Consider the following 17,251-nt stretch of genomic DNA (forward strand, 5'->3'; position numbering starts at 1 on the left):
ACCGTTAGGAAGTGTAAAGGCGCCAATGATATTGATTCCCTTTTGCGCTGCACAAGCCCCATTCGCCGCTTAAGACGTTTCAGCTGGATGAAACCGTAAAGGCAAATTGTAAAGATTGTAAATTCTTCACGAATGGTAACGACTCTCAATTGTGAGTCACAATTGCTTACATTAAGATCCGCCGCCTCAACACCTTGGGGAAGGTCCTTAGCAATGCGCCAGTCCGTACCATCTGCTGTGAGTTCGCCACGCCTGATCGTGTCTGCCATCGGTGTCGCCCTTAGCGCCACGTCGGTCTACGCCGCCGACCCGGCCGCCACCAGCGCTATCACCCTCGACGCCACCAGCGTCAATGGCAAGGCTGAACAAGCCAGCACCGATTACAAGGTTGAAAAGGCCTCCTCGCAGAAGTACACCGCGCCGCTGTTAGACACCCCGCGCTCGGTTACCGTGATCCCGCAGCAAGTGATCAAGGACACCAATGCCTTGACCCTGCAGGACGCACTGCGCACTGTGCCGGGCATTACCTTCGGTGCTGGCGAAGGCGGCAACCCGCAAGGCGACCGCCCGTTCATTCGTGGCTTCGATGCCCAGGGTGATACCTACCTGGACGGCGTGCGAGACACTGGCGCGCAAACCCGCGAAATTTTCGCCATCGAGTCGGTGGAAGTGGCCAAGGGCCCTAACTCGGCCATCGGTGGCCGTGGCGCTGCCGGCGGCACCATCAACCTGGTGAGCAAGCGCGCGCACCTTGGCAACTCGCTCGACGGCGCCTGGACTTGGGGCAGCGACCAGACCCAGCGCTACACCTTCGATGGCAACTACCAGTTCAGCGATACCGTTGCCGGCCGCCTGAACCTGATGACCCACGAAAGCAACGTCGCCGGCCGCGACAAGGTCAACTACGACCGCTGGGGTATCGCCCCGTCGCTGGCCTTCGGCCTGGGCACGCCAACCCGCGTCAACCTTGACTACTACCACCTGGAAAGCGACGATCTGCCGGATTCGGGCATCCCATACACCATCCCGACCAACGGCAGCGCCGGGCGCACCTCGGCGCACCCGAGCAAACCGAATGACGGCGGCGACAGCGATAACTTCTACGGCCTGACCGGTCGCGACTTCCGCAAGACCCGTGTGGACATCGCCACCTTCGCCATCGAGCACGACCTGACCGACGCGCTGACCATCAAGAACACCCTGCGTCACGGCAACAGCATGCAGGACTACATCCTGACCCAGCCTGACGACAGCAAGGGCAACGTCAACAACGGCAGCGTGTGGCGTCGTGCCAACACCCGGGTGGGTAATACCGCCACCACCACCAACCAGACCGACCTGTTCGGCGAGTTCTACGTCGGTGGTTTGAAAAACAGCTTCTCCACCGGTATCGAGCTGAGCCGTGAAGAAAGCGAGCGCTCCAGCTACACCGTTGACACCGACACCGTCCCAGGCGGCAGCGCCAATACCAACTGCACCCCGGGCATGATCGGCTCCACCAGCGGGTACAACTGCACCTCGCTGAGCAACCCGAACCCGGATGATCCGTGGAACGGCACCATCTCGCGCAACTACGCTGGCACCACCACCAACAGCAAGACCCGCGCGATCTATGTATTCGACACCCTGGAGCTGACCCCCGAGTGGCTGGTCAACATGGGCCTGCGATACGACCACTTCGACACCGACTACAAAACCTACAACGCCGCTGGCACCACCACTGCCAAAGGCAACGACGTCAGCGAGTTCGTGACCGGCCAACTGGGTCTGGTGTGGAAGCCGGCCGAAAACGGCAGCATCTACGTGTCCTACGCCACCTCCGCAACGCCACCAGGCGCCATGCTCGGCGAAGGTACCGAAGGCAACCCGCTGGGTGGAACACCTGACCGCAACGGGAATCTGCTGGCCAGCGATATGGAGCCGGAAGAAACCACCAACTACGAGATCGGCACCAAGTGGAACCTGCTTGACGAGCGCCTGTCTCTGGCTGCGGCGCTGTTCCGCACCGAGAAGGAAAACGCCCGGGTACAGGTCAACACCAACACCTACGAGAACGTCGGTGAAACCCGCGTGCAAGGTATTGAACTGTCTGCCAGCGGCAAGCTGACCGATAAATGGCAGGTGTTCGCCGGCTACACCTACATGCAGGCACGCCAGATCGACGGCGGCCCGCTGGGCAAAGCCAACGACGGCAACCAACTGCCGAACACGCCAAACAACAGCGCCAGCTTGTGGACCACTTACGCGATCACGCCGAAGCTGACCATCGGTGGCGGTGCGTTCTACGTGGATGACGTGTACGGCAGCGTAGCCAACACCACCATGGTCGACAGCTACGTTCGCTACGACGCCATGGCGGCCTACAAGCTGACCAAGAACGTCGACCTGCAGCTGAACGTGCAGAACCTGACGAACGAGGTGTACTACGACAAGGCCTTCTCCACCCACTTCGCCAACCAGGCGGCCGGGCGGACTGCACTGTTGACCACCAGCGTTCACTTCTAACGCAGCAACCCAAAGCCCCGTTCATACCAGTGAGCGGGGCTTTTGCGTATCAAGGCATAATGCACGCCGCGCAGGTAGCGGCAGCAACACAAGGTGAGAGACGTGGTGAAGAAGACGCTGTTCCAATTGCACTGGTTCTTTGGCATCACCGCTGGCCTGGTGCTGGCCTTGATGGGCATCACCGGGGCCTTGTATTCGTTCCAGGAAGAACTGCTGCGCGCATTCAATGCCGATGTGCTCAAGGTAGAGGTGCGCGCCGAAGGCGTGCTGCCGCCAGCCGAGCTGGTCCAGCGAGTCGAGGCCCAGCAACACGACAAGGTGTCGATGCTGTGGGTCGACGTGCGTGAAGGCAACGCCGCACGGATCTTCTTCATGCCGCCACCCGGCGAACGCCGTGGCGAGCTGCGCTATGCCGACCCCTACACCGGCGAACTCAAGGGCAAAGTGGCCGGGCAAGGCTTCTTCAACCTCATGCTCAACCTGCACCGCTTCCTGGCCATGGGCGACACCGGCCGGCAGATTACCGGTGCCTGCACCCTGATGCTGGTGTTCTTCTGCCTCTCCGGCCTGTACCTGCGCTGGCCGCGCAAGGCACTGGACTGGCGCACCTGGCTGACCTTCGACTGGGCCAAGAAAGGTCGAGCCTTCAACTGGGACCTGCACGCCGTGGCCGGTACCTGGTGCCTGCTGTTCTATCTGCTGTTCGCCCTTACCGGGCTGTTCTGGTCCTATGAATGGTACCGCGAAGGCCTGAACAAGCTGCTGGCCGACAAGCCGGCCGCGGGCCAGCAACAAAAACGCGGCGAAGGCCGTGGCCGCCACGGGCCGCAGAAAGTCGACAAGAACGCCCCGCCGCTGGTGGTCGACTACGACGCAATCTGGGCCAACCTCAAAAGCGCTGCCGGCCCAGGCCTGGCCATGTATAACCTGCGCCTGCCGCCGGTGGGTGGCCAGCCTGCCAACCTGTTCTACTTGCTGGACAACGCCGATCACCCGCGCGCGTTCAACACCTTGGTGCTGGACCCGGCCACCGGCCAGGTGAAAAACCACGACCGCTACACCGACAAGTCCTTCAAGGCCCAGCTGCTGCAAAGCGTCTACGCCCTGCACGTTGGCGAATACTTCGGCCTGCCGGGCCGCATCATCGTCACTATCGCCAGCCTGACCATGCCGCTGTTCTTCGTCACCGGCTGGCTGCTGTACCTCGACCGCCGCCGCAAGAAGCGCCAGGTGCGCGAAGCCCGTGGCAGCGTTGCCAGCAACAATGGCAGCGGCGAAAGCTGGCTGATCAGTTTTGCCAGCCAAAGCGGCTTTGCCGAGCAACTGGCCTGGCAGAGCGCCGGGCAGCTGCAAGCAGCGGGCATGCCGGTACAGGTGCGCGCCCTGGCCGAACTGGGTGAAAACGACCTTCGACAAGCCCGCCGCGCGCTGTTCGTGGTCAGCACCTTCGGCGACGGCGAAGCCCCCGACAGCGCCCGCGCCTTCGAGCGCAAGGTACTTGGCCAACCTTGGGCGCTGAACAACCTCAGCTACGCTGTACTCGCCCTCGGCGACCGCCAGTATCCGCACTTCTGCGGCTTCGCCCGCCGCTTGCAGGCATGGCTGGGTGAGCGCGGTGCCAGCAGCGCGTTCAGCCCGGTGGAAGTGGACAATGCCGACCAGGCAGCGCTGCAGCAGTGGCAGCAAGAACTGGCGCAGCTGACCGGCGCCCAGCCGGTGGCCGCCTGGCAGCCGCCGAGCTTTGCCAATTGGTCACTGGTGCGCCGCGAACTGTTGAACCCTGGCAGCCAGGGGCAGCCGGTGTACCTGCTTGGCTTGCAACCGGAAGCGCCTGCCAGCTGGGAGGCCGGCGACCTGGTGGAGATCCTGCCGCTCAATGGCCAGCCCCGTGTCGACGCCTTCCTCAATGGCCTGGCTCTGGACGCCAGCGCCAAGGTGCAGGTGAATGGCCTGAGCGAAACCCTGGCCCAGGCGCTCGCTGGCCGCCAGTTGCCGGCACGTCGTGATCACTTGATCGGCTTGCAGCCGCAGGCGTTGATCGACGCACTGGTGCCGATCGGCAGCCGCGAATACTCCATCGCCTCGATCGCCAGCGATGGCGTGCTGGAGCTGATCGTGCGCCAGGAACGCCACGCCGATGGCCATCTGGGCCTGGGCTCGGGCTGGCTGACCGAGTACCTGCCGCTGAACGGCACCTTGAGCCTGCGCCTGCGGCGTAACAGCGGCTTCCACCTGCCGGAAAGTGCCGCACCGATGATTCTGATCGGTAACGGCACCGGCCTGGCCGGCCTGCGTAGCCTGATCCGGGCGCGGGTGAATGCTGGCGAGCAGCGTAACTGGCTGCTGTTCGGCGAGCGTAACCGGGCGCATGACCTGCTATGTGGCGATGAGCTGCAAGGCTGGCTGGACAGCAGCGACCTGGCACGGCTGGACCTGGCGTTTTCACGCGATCAGGCTGAGAAGGTGTATGTGCAGGATGTGTTGCTGCAGCAGGCTGATGAGTTCAAGCGCTGGGTCGCTGAGGGCGCCTGTGTGTATGTCTGCGGCAGTCTGCGAGGCATGGCTGCTGGCGTGGATGCAGCGCTCAACGGCATGCTTGGGGAGGCCGCTGTGCAGCAATTGATCGAAGATGGACGGTATCGCCGGGATGTGTATTGATCGAAAATTAATGTAACCAGCGCCGGCCTCTTCGCGGGCAAGCCCGCTCCCACAGGGTCCTCACAGATTTCGAATACTGTGCAGTACCTGTGGGAGCTGGCTTGCCGGCGATAGGGCCAGTTCAGGCCGTCAGTGAAGCTCGAAGGTATCGGCATCCAGGTTGGCCGGGAACTTGGCCCGGTAAGCCGCCAGCTCCGCCGCGCTCAACACTGCAGTGAACACCCCGTCCGCTTCCCCGGCACTGAGCAGGCTCTCACCCTGGAAGTCCAGCACCTGGCTATCGCCCGAATACGCAAAGCCTTTGCCATCCGTCCCCACCCGGTTAACCGCTGCCACATAGCACAGGTTCTCGATCCCCCGCGCCGGCAGCAGCCGGTTCCAGTGTTGGCGCCGCGCAGCCGGCCAGTTAGCGGTGTACAGCAGCAGGTCGGTGTCCTGGGCATCGCGGCTCCACACCGGGAAGCGCAGGTCGTAGCAGATCAGTGGGCGAATTCGCCAGCCCTTGAGCTCGAACTGGACCTGGCGCTCGCCCGGGGTGTAGTGCTTGTGCTCACCGGCCATGCGGAACAGGTGGCGCTTGTCGTAATGCAGAATTTCGCCATCCGGCCGCGCCCACAGCAGGCGGTTGCGGTGGCTGCCGTCAGCGGCCTGGATGATCACGCTACCGGTAATCACCGCGTTGCATTTCTTCGCCTGGGCCTTCAGCCACTTGTAGGTCGGGCCGTTCTCCGGCTCGCACAGGCTTTCCGATTGCATCGAGAAACCGGTGGTGAACATTTCCGGCAGGATTACCAGGTCCACCTCGCCCACCTGCTCCAGCAGCACCTCGAAGTGCGCATAGTTGGCCTCGCGGTCGTGCCAGGCCAGGGTGGTTTGCACCAGGGCGACTCTCAGGTTCGGCAGTGTGCTCAAATCGCGCATAGTCGTTCCGCTGCCTGACGCAGCGTCTCCTCTCGTTTGGCAAAGCACAGGCGGACCAGGCGTTGCTCGGGGATGGGTTGCTGGTAGAACACCGACACCGGAATGGTCGCCACACCGTGCTCGCGGGTGAGCCACAGCGACATGTCGACATCGTTCAGGTCCGGGCGGATCTGCGAATAGTCCACCAGCTGGAAATAGGTACCCGCCGTGCGGGTGAAGCTGAACCGCGAACCGTCCAGCAAACCGCAGAACAGGTCACGCTTGGCCTGGTAGAAGGCCGGCAGTTCATCGATGTGCTCGGGGTGCTCGGCCATGAAGTCGGCCAGCGCACATTGCAAAGGCGTCACGCCGCAGAAGTTGACGTACTGGTGAACCTTGCGCAGCTCCGCGCTCAGCGCCGGGGGCGCGATCACGTAGCCAGTCTTCCAGCCGGTCACGTGGTAGGTCTTGCCGAACGAGCTGACCACGAAGGCGCGTTGATACAACTGCTCATGGGCCAGCACGCTGGCGTGGCGTACGCCGTCGTACACCAGGTGCTCGTAGACCTCGTCGCTGACCAGGTAGATATCACGGTCGGCAATGAGTGCCGCCAACTGGTCGAGGTCTTCGCGGGTAATCAACGCGCCACTGGGATTATGCGGCGAGTTGAGAATGACCATGCGCGTGCGCGGGCTCAAGGCATCGCTGAACTTCTGCCAGTCGATGCGGAAGTCGCCGTCGCTGAGTTGCACATGCACGCAGCGGCCACCGGCCAGCTCCACGGACGGCTCGTAACTGTCGTAGCAAGGGTCGAAGACGATGACCTCGTCACCCGCATGGACCACAGCCTGAATGGCACAGAAGATCGCCTCGGTGGCACCGGGGGTGATGGTCACTTCCTGGTCCGCATCCACCTTGGCGCCATACAGGCGCTCGACCTTGGCTGCCACCTGCTGGCGCAGGGCCGGCAGGCCGGTCATGGGCGAATACTGGTTGTGCCCGGCAGCCACATGCTGGCCCACTGCATCGAGCAGGGCCTGCGGGCCGTTGAAATCAGGGAAACCCTGGGACAGGTTGAGCGCACCGGTCTGCACGGCGAGCTGGGACATGGTGGTGAAGATGGTCGTGCCGACGTTCGGCAGTTTGCTGCGGATCATGGAGCCCTCTTTCCTGGGGTGTATCCGGCACGGGGTGGAGTCCGAGCATAGCGGATCGGGCGGTCAGGAAAAAGGTTGAAACATTAGGGGCATTGCTTTGGATCAAACGGCCTCTTCGCGAGCAAGCCCGCGAAGAGGCTGAGGCGGAATCAGCGCTTGTCGCGGCGCTTCTTCTCGGCCTTCTTGTGGTGCGACATCAGGCGGCGCTTCTTGTTGACCTGGCGGTCGGTGAGGGTGTTCTTCTTGCCCTCGTACGGGTTCTCACCGCCCTTGTACTCGATGCGGATCGGCGTACCGACCAGCTTCAGCACACGGCGGTAGGTGTTCTCCAGGTAACGCGAGTACGACTTCGGAATTTTCTCGGTCTGGTTACCGTGAATCACAATCAGCGGCGGGTTGGCCCCCCCCAGGTGGGCATAGCGCAGCTTGATGCGGCGACCGTTCACCAGCGGTGGCTGGTGCTCGCTCACGGCGTCTTCCAGGATCTGCGTCAGCCGGCTGGTAGGCCAACGGGTTACCGCCGACTTGAACGCGGCCTGCACCGACTTGTACAGGTTACCCACGCCAGTGCCATGCAAGGCGGAGATGAAGTGGATGTCGGCGAAGTCAACGAAGAACAGCCGGCGCTCCAGCTCGGTCTTCACGTAGTCGCGTTCGCCGGGCTGCATGCCATCCCACTTGTTCAGGGCGATGACGATGGCGCGGCCCGCTTCCAGGGCAAAGCCCAGCAGGTTCAGGTCGTGGTCCACCACACCTTCGCGGGCGTCCATGACGAAGATCACCACGTTGGCGTCCTTGATCGCCTGCAGCGTCTTCACCACCGAGAACTTCTCGACTTCCTCGTGGATCTTGCCGCGTTTGCGCACACCGGCGGTGTCGATGAAGGTGTACTTCTCGCCATCGCGTTCGAACGGGATGTAGATACTGTCACGGGTGGTACCCGGCTGGTCATAGACCACCACGCGCTCTTCACCGAGCATGCGGTTGACCAGGGTGGATTTACCCACGTTCGGGCGGCCGATAATGGCGATCTTGATGCCATCTTTCTCGCTCGGGCCAGGGATGCGCACAGCTTCTTCGCCTTCGGCGACTTCGGCGTCCAGGGCTTCTTCGACCTGGTCGCGCGGCAGGTGGCCAAGCACGGCCTCCATCAGCGCGTTGATGCCACGGCCCTGGGAGCCCGCCACCGGAATGGCGTTGCCCATGCCCAGCGGCGAGAACTCGGCGCGAGCGACGTCGGCGTCGATGTTGTCGATCTTGTTAGCGACCAGAATCGCCTCTTTGTTGCGCTTGCGCAGGTGCTCGGCAATCATCTGGTCGGCGGCGGTCATGCCGGCGCGGGCATCGACCAGGAACAGCACGTAGTCGGCTTCTTCGATGGCCATGAGCGACTGCTCGGCCATTTTCTCGTCCATGCCCACTTCGTCACCGGTAATACCACCGGTGTCGATCAGGATGAAGGAACGACCCTGCCAGCTGGCATCGCCATACTGGCGGTCACGGGTCAGGCCCGACAAGTCACCGACGATGGCATCGCGGGTTTTGGTCAGGCGGTTGAACATGGTGGATTTGCCGACGTTCGGGCGGCCCACCAGGGCAATTACGGGAACCATCGGCTCTCCACTCTCGAATTCTTGAAAATGCAAAGGCCGCTGCAAGGCAGCGGCCGGAGTACGGGCGGCGTGTCCTACGCCGCAGCTTGAAGCCCGCCAAGGCTTCAAGCATAGCTTCAGCGGATGGTCAGTGCCTCGAGCTTGCCGCTGTTGCCGAAGACGTAGATGGTGTCGCCGACCACAAGTGGGCGGGCGCGCAGGCCATCGCTGTCGATACGCTCACGGCCGACGAAGCGGCCATCGACCTGGCTCAGCAGGTGCAGGTAACCTTCAAAGTCGCCTACCGCTACGTAGCTGGAAAACACTTCCGGCGCCGACAGCTGGCGGCGCGCCATGGTGTCGTTGGTCCACAGGGCGCTGGAAGTGCGCTCGTCGACGCTTTCCACGGTACCCGACGCTTCGCTGACGTAGACATTGCCGAAACCTTGGGCAACGCCCACGTAGCTGGACGCATCACGCTGCCACAGCACACGGCCGCTTTCCAGGTCCAGGCCCGCTACACGGCCCTGATAGGTGCTGACGTAGAGGGTTTCACCGGACAGCAGCAAGCCGCCATCGATGTCGACCACACGGTCCAGCTCGGAACGGCCTTGTGGAATGGCCACACGGCTTTCCCACACTGGCACGCCGTTATTGATGTCCACCGCCACCACCTTGCCAGTGGACAGGCCGGCAATGGCCAGGCGGTTGGTGGCAATCGGGGCACCGGTGCCACGCAGGGTCAGTACGGCCGGGGTGTTTTCGTAGATCCAGCGGCGGTCGCCAGTAGCGGCATCCAGGCCAATCAGGCGGTCGTCCTGGGTTTGCACCACCACCACATCACCGTTGTTGGCAGGCGGGGCCAGCACTTCGCTGGTCACGCGGGAGCGCCAACGCTCTTCACCGGTGCTGGAATCCAGGGCAATCACTTCACCCTTGAGGGTGCCGAGCATGACCAGGCCATAGCCCACGCCAACTGCGCCGGAAACCTGCAGCTCCAGGTCCTTCTTCCACACGACATCGCCAGTGATGCGGTCCAGGGCGAACACTTCGCCGTTGACGTCGGAGGCGTAGATACGGTCGTTCTCGATGGCCGGCACCAGGGTGTTGTAGGTTTCACCCTGGCCGTCACCGATCGAACGGCTCCACTGCTTCTTCAGCACCACTTCCTCGGTGAACTTGGTCAGCTCGGCCGGAGGCAGTTCCTTCTTGCTGTTGCTGCTGCAACCTGCGGCCAGCACGGCCAGGGTCAGCACTGCTGCATGTTTCCAACCGATCACTTACGCGTCCCCTTTAGCCAGGTCATCCAGCTTCAATTGCAGGCCACCGACTGCCGCGTCATCGGACAGCGCAGCCTTGGCTTTTTCGTAAGCGCTGTGTGCGTCGGCGGCACGGCCCAGTTGCACCAGCAGGTCACCTTTCAACTCTTCACGGCTGGCCAGGAAGGCTTTGTCGGCATCACCGTCAAGCAGCTTGAGCGCGTCTTCGGCCTTGTTCTGGGCGGCAAGCACGCGAGCCAGACGCTGGCGCGAAATCTCGCCCAAGGTCACGTCGGCCGGCTTGTCCAGCACGCTTTTCAGCTCGGCAGCGGCGTCGTCGAGCTTACCGCTCTCGACTGCCACCTTGGCCACGAACAGGCTGCCGTACTGGGCGTAAGCAGTACCGCCAAACTCGCTCTTGAGCTTGCCGGCCAGTTCCGCGACCTTGGTGGCGTCTGGCTGGCCAGTCGGCGTCAGGCTGGTCTCAAGCAACGCCTGATACAGCTGCGAGGCACCTTGCGACTGGTTGTTCTGGTACTTGTGCCAGGTATTCCAGCCCAATACCACCACGCCGGCCAGCAATGCGCCGGTCAGCAGCGGCTTGCCGTTGCGATTCCACCAGTCCTTGACCCCTGCCAGATCATCATCATCGGTACTCGACACCCCAATACTCCTTTTCGCCTATTCGTTGTTGAACCGCGTTACGCCTGCGCGATCGCGGTTTCCAGGTGCTCTGCCAGAGCATCCCAGGCAATGTTCTGTTGTTCGCCCTGGCCACGCAGGGGCTTCAAGCCGATTTCTTGCTTGGCCAGCTCGTCGTCGCCCAGGATCAGGGCGAACAGCGCGCCACTCTTGTCGGCTTTCTTGAACTGGCTCTTGAAGCTGCCACCACCGGCGTTTACCGCCAGGCGCAGGCCCGGCAGGCGGTCACGCAGGCCTTCGGACAGGCGCAGACCTGCCAGTTCGGCCTGCTCACCAAAGGCGCACAGGTAGACGTCGATCTGGCGGCTGATGGACTCCGGTACCTTGCCAAGGGTTTCCAGCAGCAGGATCAGGCGCTCGATACCCATGGCGAAACCAACGCCGGTGGTCGGCTTGCCGCCCATCTGCTCGACCAGCCCGTCGTAGCGGCCGCCGGCACACACGGTGCCCTGGGCGCCCAACTTGTCGGTGACCCACTCGAACACGGTCTTGCTGTAGTAGTCCAGGCCACGTACCAGCTTGGTGTTGATCACGAACGGAATGCCGGCTGCGTCCAGGCGGGCCTTCAGGCCTTCGAAGTGCACGCGGGACGCTTCGTCCAGGTAGTCTTCCAGCTTCGGCGCACCCACCAGTACCGCCTGGGTGTTCTGGTCCTTGCTGTCGAGAATGCGCAGCGGGTTGCTCTTCAGGCGGCGCTGACTGTCTTCGTCCAGCTGCTCCAGGCGTGCCGAGAGGAACTCGACCAGCGCGTCACGGTAGCGTGCACGGGCCTCACTGGTACCCAGGCTGTTGAGCTCCAGCTTGACCGCGTCCTGGATGCCCAGCAGTCCCCACAGGCGCCAGGTCAGCATGATCAGCTCGGCATCGATGTCCGGGCCGTCCAGGTTGAACACTTCCACGCCAATCTGGTGGAACTGGCGGTAGCGGCCTTTCTGCGGGCGCTCGTGGCGGAACATCTGGCCGATGTACCACAGTTTCTGCACCTGGCCATTGCCGGTGATGCCATGCTCCAGCACGGCACGCACGCAAGCGGCGGTGCCTTCAGGGCGCAAGGTGAGCGAATCGCCGTTGCGATCCTCGAAGGTGTACATCTCTTTTTCGACGATATCGGTCACTTCACCGATCGAGCGCTTGAACAGCTCGGTGAACTCGACGATCGGCGTACGGATCTGGCTGTACCCGTAGGTGTCCAGCAGCCCGGCCACGGTGCCTTCGAAGTAGCGCCACAGTGGCGACTGTTCTGGCAGGATGTCGTTCATGCCACGGATGGCTTGCAGCGATTTGCTCACGAATAGTCCTTACGAATTCTGTGTGTCAGCCACGGGCGATCAGCGCCGCGTCGGCTTCGGCCTTTTCGGCCGCTTTCTGGCGGATGAGTTTTTCCAGCTCATCGACCAGGTTGTCATTGGTCAGCTTCTGCGCAGGCTTGCCATCGATGTAGATCAGGTTCGGCGTACCGCCGGTCAACCCTACATGGGCTTCCTTGGCTTCGCCCGGGCCGTTGACCACGCAACCGATCACTGCCACATCCAGCGGCACCAGCAGGTCTTCAAGGCGCCCTTCCAGCTCGTTCATGGTCTTGACCACATCGAAGTTCTGCCGCGAGCAGCTCGGGCAGGCGATGAAGTTGATGCCACGCGAGCGCAGGTGCAGCGACTTGAGGATGTCGTAGCCGACTTTCACTTCTTCGACCGGGTCGGCCGCCAGCGAGATACGGATGGTATCGCCAATGCCTTCGGCCAGCAGCATACCGAGGCCGACGGCGGATTTCACCGTCCCCGAACGCAGGCCACCGGCTTCGGTGATGCCCAGGTGCAGCGGCTGCACGATCTGCTTGGCCAGCAGGCGGTAGGCTTCGACGGCCATGAACACGTCCGAGGCCTTGACGCTGACCTTGAAGTCCTGGAAGTCCAGGCGGTCGAGGTGCTCGACGTGGCGCAGGGCCGACTCGACCAATGCGGCCGGGGTCGGCTCGCCGTACTTCTTCTGCAGGTCTTTTTCCAGGGAGCCGGCGTTGACGCCGATACGGATCGGGATACCACGGTCGCGGGCGGCATCGACCACGGCGCGTACACGATCTTCACGGCCGATGTTGCCGGGGTTGATGCGCAGGCAATCCACGCCCAGCTCGGCCACACGCAGGGCGATCTTGTAATCGAAGTGGATGTCGGCGACCAGCGGCACGCTGACCAGCTGTTTGATCTTGCCGAACGCCTCGGCGGCGTCCATGTCCGGCACCGATACACGCACGATGTCCACGCCGGCATCGACCAGGCGCTGGATTTGCGCCACGGTGGCGGCCACATCGTTGGTGTCGGTGTTGGTCATGCTCTGCACCGCGATGGGCGCATCACCACCCACCGGCACATTGCCGACCCAGATTTTGCGGGATTCGCGACGTTTGATCGGAGATTCGCCGTGCATGACTTACTGTCCCAACTTCAGGCGAGCGGTCTCGCCACTGGTGAACGGGGCAACATCGACGGCCTGGCCGTTGTAGCTGACCTGGGCGCCACGGGCAAAGCCCAGACGCACCGCGAACGGCGGCTTGCCGGTCAGTTCGAGGTTGTCCCCCTTGCGCTTGATGGCGCTGAACAGCACCTTGCCGTTGCCATCGGACACCTGGGTCCAGCAATCGGCGGTGAACTGGATGGCGACCTTGGCGCTGCCTGCCGGTACTGCGGCTGGCTCGGTGACAGCCACGGCCGGCGCCGGTGCGGCAGGTGCAACAGCGGCCGGTGCCGGGGTAGCCGGTGCTACCGGGGTAGCCACTGCAGCAGGTGCAGGCTGCGCGGACACTGGCTGGGCCGGTGTCGGCGCAGGCACTGCAGCAAGGGTTGGCGCCGGGCTTGCCGGTGCCTGTTCAGCAGCGGCGGCGGGCTGTTCGGCAGCGCCCTGCTCCAGCGCCAGCGGTGCGCTTTCGGCTTGCTGGCCAGCGGAAACAGCCTGGTCTTCAGGCTCATCGAGCGGGTGAATCTGGGTGGTGCCGTCGGCACTTTCGACTTCGACGTGCTCCAAAGCAATCTTGGCCAGGTCCTTGCCACGCAGGCTGCCCTGGTCCTGCCACCAGACGAAGCCGCCACCGACCACCGCCACCAGCAACAGCAGGCTGACACCGCGCAGAATGTTGTGCGACAGGCGCACCGGCTCTTCGATACGGCCCAGCGAGTGCACCTCGCTGCCTTTGGCGTGGGTGCCGGTGTAGCGGTCGAAGGCCTCTACCAGGGCGGCCTGGTCGAGGTCCATGAGCTTGGCATAGGCGCGAATGTAGCCACGGGCAAACGTATGCCCTGGCAGCTTGTCGAAGGCGCCGGTTTCCACGTGGTTCAACGAACTGACAGTGAGGTTGAGCTTGCGGGCCACCTCGGCTTGAGACCAGTCCCGTTTCTCACGGGCCAGGCGCAAAAGCTCACCGGGGTTCTGGCCAGGCGCTACTGCTACTTCGGGATGCGCGGCGTTCATCGTTGCTCCGACAGGTATTGCTGATATTCCGGCGTACCGGGATAAAGTCGTTGTAATTGCTGGCCCATCTCGGCCAGTGTGCCCTGCTCGTCGAACACCCGGGCAAGGCGACTGCCCAGCAGCAGGCTACGGGCATCGTGGTCGCTCAACTGGCTGAAACGATCGTAGTAGTCCCGGGCCGGCACATAATGCCTGTTTTCGTAGGACAACTCAGCCATTTCCAGCAACGCTTTCGGTTGCCGCTGGTTGAGTTGCAACGCTTTCAGCAGGTAAGCATGCGCCTGGTCGCGGCGATCGAGCTTCAGGGCAGTCAGGCCCAGGTTCTCGTACACGCGTGAGCGCTCAGGATACAGGGTATCGGCGCTGGCCAGGCGAAACATCTGCTCGGCCTCGGCAAATCGCCCCTGAGCATAAAGGAAACTGCCGTAATTGTTGCGCATTCGCGTGTCGCCGGCGCGGGCTTGCAAGGCCTTGCGAAAGTGGGCTTCGGCGAGTGCCGGCTCACCTTCGGCCTGGAATACCAGCGCCAGGGCCGCGTGCGCGTCGGCATCGGTGCTGTCGAGGGCCAGGGCCTTGCCCAGTGGCGCCTTGGCCTGCGCGGTCAAACCCTGTTGCAAATACCCCAGGCCCAGTTGCACATAAGCCCGCCCCGCCTCTGCCCTGCCCTGGCGGCTGGCCAGGGGGTCGCTCGCGCCGCCCGACACACAGCCGGCCAGCAGCAAGAGCGCAAGGATCGACAGCGCGGCGCGCAGGCTCATGGGCAAAGTCCCGGTCAGTGGCTGGCGGCGCTGTCTTGCAGCTCGACGTCCGCGGAGAGCTGGCGCACAGCGATGTAGCGCTCGCTACGGCGGGTGCGGTCGTTGACCTGGCCGACCAGCTGACCACAGGCAGCATCGATATCGTCACCACGGGTGGTGCGGGTGGTGACGTTGAAGCCACCGTGGTGCAGCAGGTCCTGGAAGCGACGAATGGCGTTGTTGCTTGGCCGCTCGTAGCCCGAATGCGGGAACGGGTTGAACGGGATCAGGTTGATCTTGCACGGTACATCGCGCAGCAATTCGATCATTTGCGCGGCATGCTCAGGCTGGTCGTTGACGTCCTTGAGCAGGGTGTACTCGATGGTCAGCACGCGCTTGCCACCCAGGGTGGACATGTAGCCCATGCAAGACTCCAGCAGCACTTTCAGCGGGTACTTCTTGTTGATCGGTACCAGCTTGTTGCGCAGTTCGTCGTTCGGTGCGTGCAGCGACAGGGCCAGCGACACGTCAATGTGCTTGGCCAGCTCGTCGATCATCGGCACCACGCCCGAGGTGGACAGGGTAACGCGACGCTTGGAAATGCCATAGCCCAGGTCATCCATCATGATTTTCATGGCGGCGATGACGTTGTCGAAGTTCAGCAAGGGCTCGCCCATGCCCATCATCACCACGTTGGTAATCGCGCGGTCGACTTTGGCAGGGACGGTCCCGAAGGATTTGTTGGCAAGCCACACCTGGCCGATCACTTCGGCGGCAGTGAGGTTGCTGTTGAAGCCTTGCTTGCCAGTGGAGCAGAAACTGCAGTCCAGGGCACAGCCGGCTTGCGACGATACGCACAAGGTGCCGCGGTCGTCGGTAGGAATGTAGACGGTCTCGACGCAGCTGCCGGAGGCAACGCGGATCACCCACTTGCGGGTACCGTCGGCGGAAATGTCTTCACTGACCACTTCCGGAGGCCGAATCTCGGCAACGGCCTCGAGCTTTTCGCGCAAGACCTTGCCTACGTTGGTCATGGCCGCAAAGTCGGACACGCCAAAATGGTGAATCCATTTCATCACCTGGCCGGCACGGAAGCGTTTTTCCCCGATCGAGTCGAAGAATTGTTCCATTTCCGGCTGGGTCAGACCCAACAGGTTGATTTTGCCAGTAGATGTCGTCATGGATTCACCCTCACCCGTAAGCTTTCGCTTAGCGAGTGGTTACCTCGGTAGCAGCGAAGAAGTAAGCGATTTCGCGAGCAGCAGCAGCTTCGGAGTCCGAACCGTGAACGGCGTTGGCGTCGATCGACTCGGCGAAGTCAGCACGGATGGTGCCTGGAGCAGCTTCTTTAGGGTTGGTAGCGCCCATCAGCTCACGGTTCAGAGCGATGGCGTTTTCGCCTTCCAGAACCTGAACAACAACCGGGCCGGAAGTCATGAAGGCAACCAGGTCACCGAAGAAGCCGCGCTCGCTGTGCTCAGCGTAGAAGCCTTCGGCTTCGGCTTTGGACAGTTGCTTGATTTTCGAGGCAACGATTTTCAGGCCGGCTTCTTCGAAGCGAGTGGTGATCTTGCCGATGACGTTTTTGGCAACGGCGTCAGGCTTGATGATCGAGAAAGTACGTTGAACAGCCATGGAAAACTCCAGAATATGAGTGACACGAAAAATTAAACCCGCGAATTATACGCGGGTTCCGGGGGATTGCCTAACCTGCAAGTGACGCTTAGTCGGCTTCGTCGATCCAGGCAGCCTGGATGGCCTCGAGCACTTTCTCACCGCCGCGTGACGGATCGTCGCTGAACTCTGGCAATGCCAGCACCCAGCGGTGCAGGTCTACGAAATTCACATAACGAGGATCGACCTCAGGCTTGCTTTCTGCAAGCTGAATGGCGATCTCAAGTACATCAATCCATTTCAGGCTCATGGTGCAAACCTCAGTGCGGCGCTTCAGCGGCGTGGTTGAGCGAGTACTTGGGGATCTCGATGGTCAGGTCTTCGTCAGCGACGACCACCTGACACCCCAGGCGCGACTGCGCTTCCAGGCCCCAGGCCTTGTCCAGCATGTCTTCTTCCAGCTCGTCGGCTTCTTCCAGCGAGTCGAAACCCTTGCGCACGATGCAGTGGCAAGTGGTACAGGCCTTGACGCCGCCGCAGGCACTTTCCATCTCGATGTGATGGTCGTGGGCCAGTTCCAGGATATTGGTCCCGGTCGGCGCCTCCACGGTCAGCCCCTCGGGGCAGAACTTCTCATGCGGCAGGAATGTCACCAGCGGCATCGG

General features: G+C 62.6%; 15 protein-coding genes. 2 read left to right on the plus strand and 13 right to left on the minus strand.

All coding sequences use genetic code 11. The annotated features are described in order from the left end of the window. Positions 1-213: 213 nt before the first annotated feature. Positions 214-2,505: a TonB-dependent receptor gene (locus B9A31_RS18000; protein ID WP_019098671.1), complete on the plus strand. Its 2,292-nt coding sequence runs from the start codon at positions 214-216 to the stop codon at positions 2,503-2,505. 102 nt (positions 2,506-2,607) lie between these two features. Beyond that, entirely contained in the window at positions 2,608-5,163 is a 2,556-nt protein-coding gene (locus B9A31_RS18005; RefSeq protein ID WP_084297195.1) for a PepSY domain-containing protein, read from the plus strand. Between the two features lie 129 nt (positions 5,164-5,292). Here B9A31_RS18005 and B9A31_RS18010 read toward each other — a convergent pair whose 3' ends face one another. The 13 genes from B9A31_RS18010 to fdx all read right to left on the minus strand — a co-directional run bounded on the left by B9A31_RS18010 (position 5,293) and on the right by fdx (position 17,248). Further along, complete coding sequence (locus B9A31_RS18010; protein ID WP_019098669.1) at positions 5,293-6,084, minus strand: amidohydrolase; 792 nt, start codon at positions 6,082-6,084, stop codon at positions 5,293-5,295. Continuing rightward, positions 6,072-7,220: a pyridoxal phosphate-dependent aminotransferase gene (locus B9A31_RS18015; protein WP_084297196.1), complete on the minus strand. Its 1,149-nt coding sequence runs from the start codon at positions 7,218-7,220 to the stop codon at positions 6,072-6,074. Before B9A31_RS18015 ends, B9A31_RS18010 begins: the two co-directional genes overlap by 13 nt. Positions 7,221-7,369: 149 nt before the next feature. Further along, positions 7,370-8,833: a ribosome biogenesis GTPase Der gene (der, locus tag B9A31_RS18020; protein WP_016713195.1), complete on the minus strand. Its 1,464-nt coding sequence runs from the start codon at positions 8,831-8,833 to the stop codon at positions 7,370-7,372. A 116-nt stretch (positions 8,834-8,949) separates the two neighbouring features. After that, positions 8,950-10,092 carry an outer membrane protein assembly factor BamB gene (gene bamB / locus B9A31_RS18025; RefSeq protein ID WP_016713196.1) on the minus strand — a complete coding sequence of 381 codons (1,143 nt, stop codon included), beginning with the start codon at positions 10,090-10,092 and terminating at the stop codon, positions 8,950-8,952. Continuing rightward, on the minus strand, positions 10,093-10,734 hold the full coding sequence (locus B9A31_RS18030) for a tetratricopeptide repeat protein (RefSeq protein WP_016713197.1): 642 nt from the start codon (positions 10,732-10,734) through the stop codon (positions 10,093-10,095). It lies immediately after the preceding gene. 38 nt (positions 10,735-10,772) lie between these two features. Then, complete coding sequence (gene hisS / locus B9A31_RS18035) at positions 10,773-12,062, minus strand: histidine--tRNA ligase (protein ID WP_016713198.1); 1,290 nt, start codon at positions 12,060-12,062, stop codon at positions 10,773-10,775. Positions 12,063-12,087: 25 nt separating this feature from the next. Continuing rightward, a complete protein-coding gene (gene ispG / locus B9A31_RS18040) occupies positions 12,088-13,197 on the minus strand; it encodes a flavodoxin-dependent (E)-4-hydroxy-3-methylbut-2-enyl-diphosphate synthase (RefSeq protein WP_016713199.1) in 1,110 nt (369 codons plus the stop codon). A 3-nt stretch (positions 13,198-13,200) separates the two neighbouring features. Then, positions 13,201-14,235, minus strand: a complete 1,035-nt coding sequence (locus B9A31_RS18045; protein ID WP_027615474.1) for a RodZ domain-containing protein — start codon at positions 14,233-14,235, stop codon at positions 13,201-13,203. Continuing rightward, positions 14,232-14,993 carry a type IV pilus biogenesis/stability protein PilW gene (gene pilW / locus B9A31_RS18050; RefSeq protein ID WP_019098531.1) on the minus strand — a complete coding sequence of 254 codons (762 nt, stop codon included), beginning with the start codon at positions 14,991-14,993 and terminating at the stop codon, positions 14,232-14,234. The genes B9A31_RS18045 and pilW overlap by 4 nt, the downstream gene beginning before the upstream one ends. A gap of 14 nt (positions 14,994-15,007) precedes the next feature. Next, positions 15,008-16,153: a dual-specificity RNA methyltransferase RlmN gene (gene rlmN / locus B9A31_RS18055; protein WP_016713202.1), complete on the minus strand. Its 1,146-nt coding sequence runs from the start codon at positions 16,151-16,153 to the stop codon at positions 15,008-15,010. A gap of 28 nt (positions 16,154-16,181) precedes the next feature. Then, positions 16,182-16,607, minus strand: coding sequence for a nucleoside-diphosphate kinase (ndk, locus tag B9A31_RS18060; protein ID WP_016713203.1), 426 nt, complete (start codon positions 16,605-16,607; stop codon positions 16,182-16,184). 88 nt (positions 16,608-16,695) lie between these two features. Further along, a complete protein-coding gene (gene iscX, locus B9A31_RS18065; RefSeq protein WP_016713204.1) occupies positions 16,696-16,896 on the minus strand; it encodes a Fe-S cluster assembly protein IscX in 201 nt (66 codons plus the stop codon). A gap of 10 nt (positions 16,897-16,906) precedes the next feature. After that, on the minus strand, positions 16,907-17,248 hold the full coding sequence (gene fdx, locus B9A31_RS18070; protein ID WP_016713205.1) for an ISC system 2Fe-2S type ferredoxin: 342 nt from the start codon (positions 17,246-17,248) through the stop codon (positions 16,907-16,909). Between the last annotated feature and the right edge of the window lie 3 nt (positions 17,249-17,251).

It is taken from the genome of Pseudomonas sp. URIL14HWK12:I5, assembly GCF_900176445.1.
Taxonomy (GTDB): Bacteria; Pseudomonadota; Gammaproteobacteria; order Pseudomonadales; family Pseudomonadaceae; genus Aquipseudomonas; species Aquipseudomonas monteilii.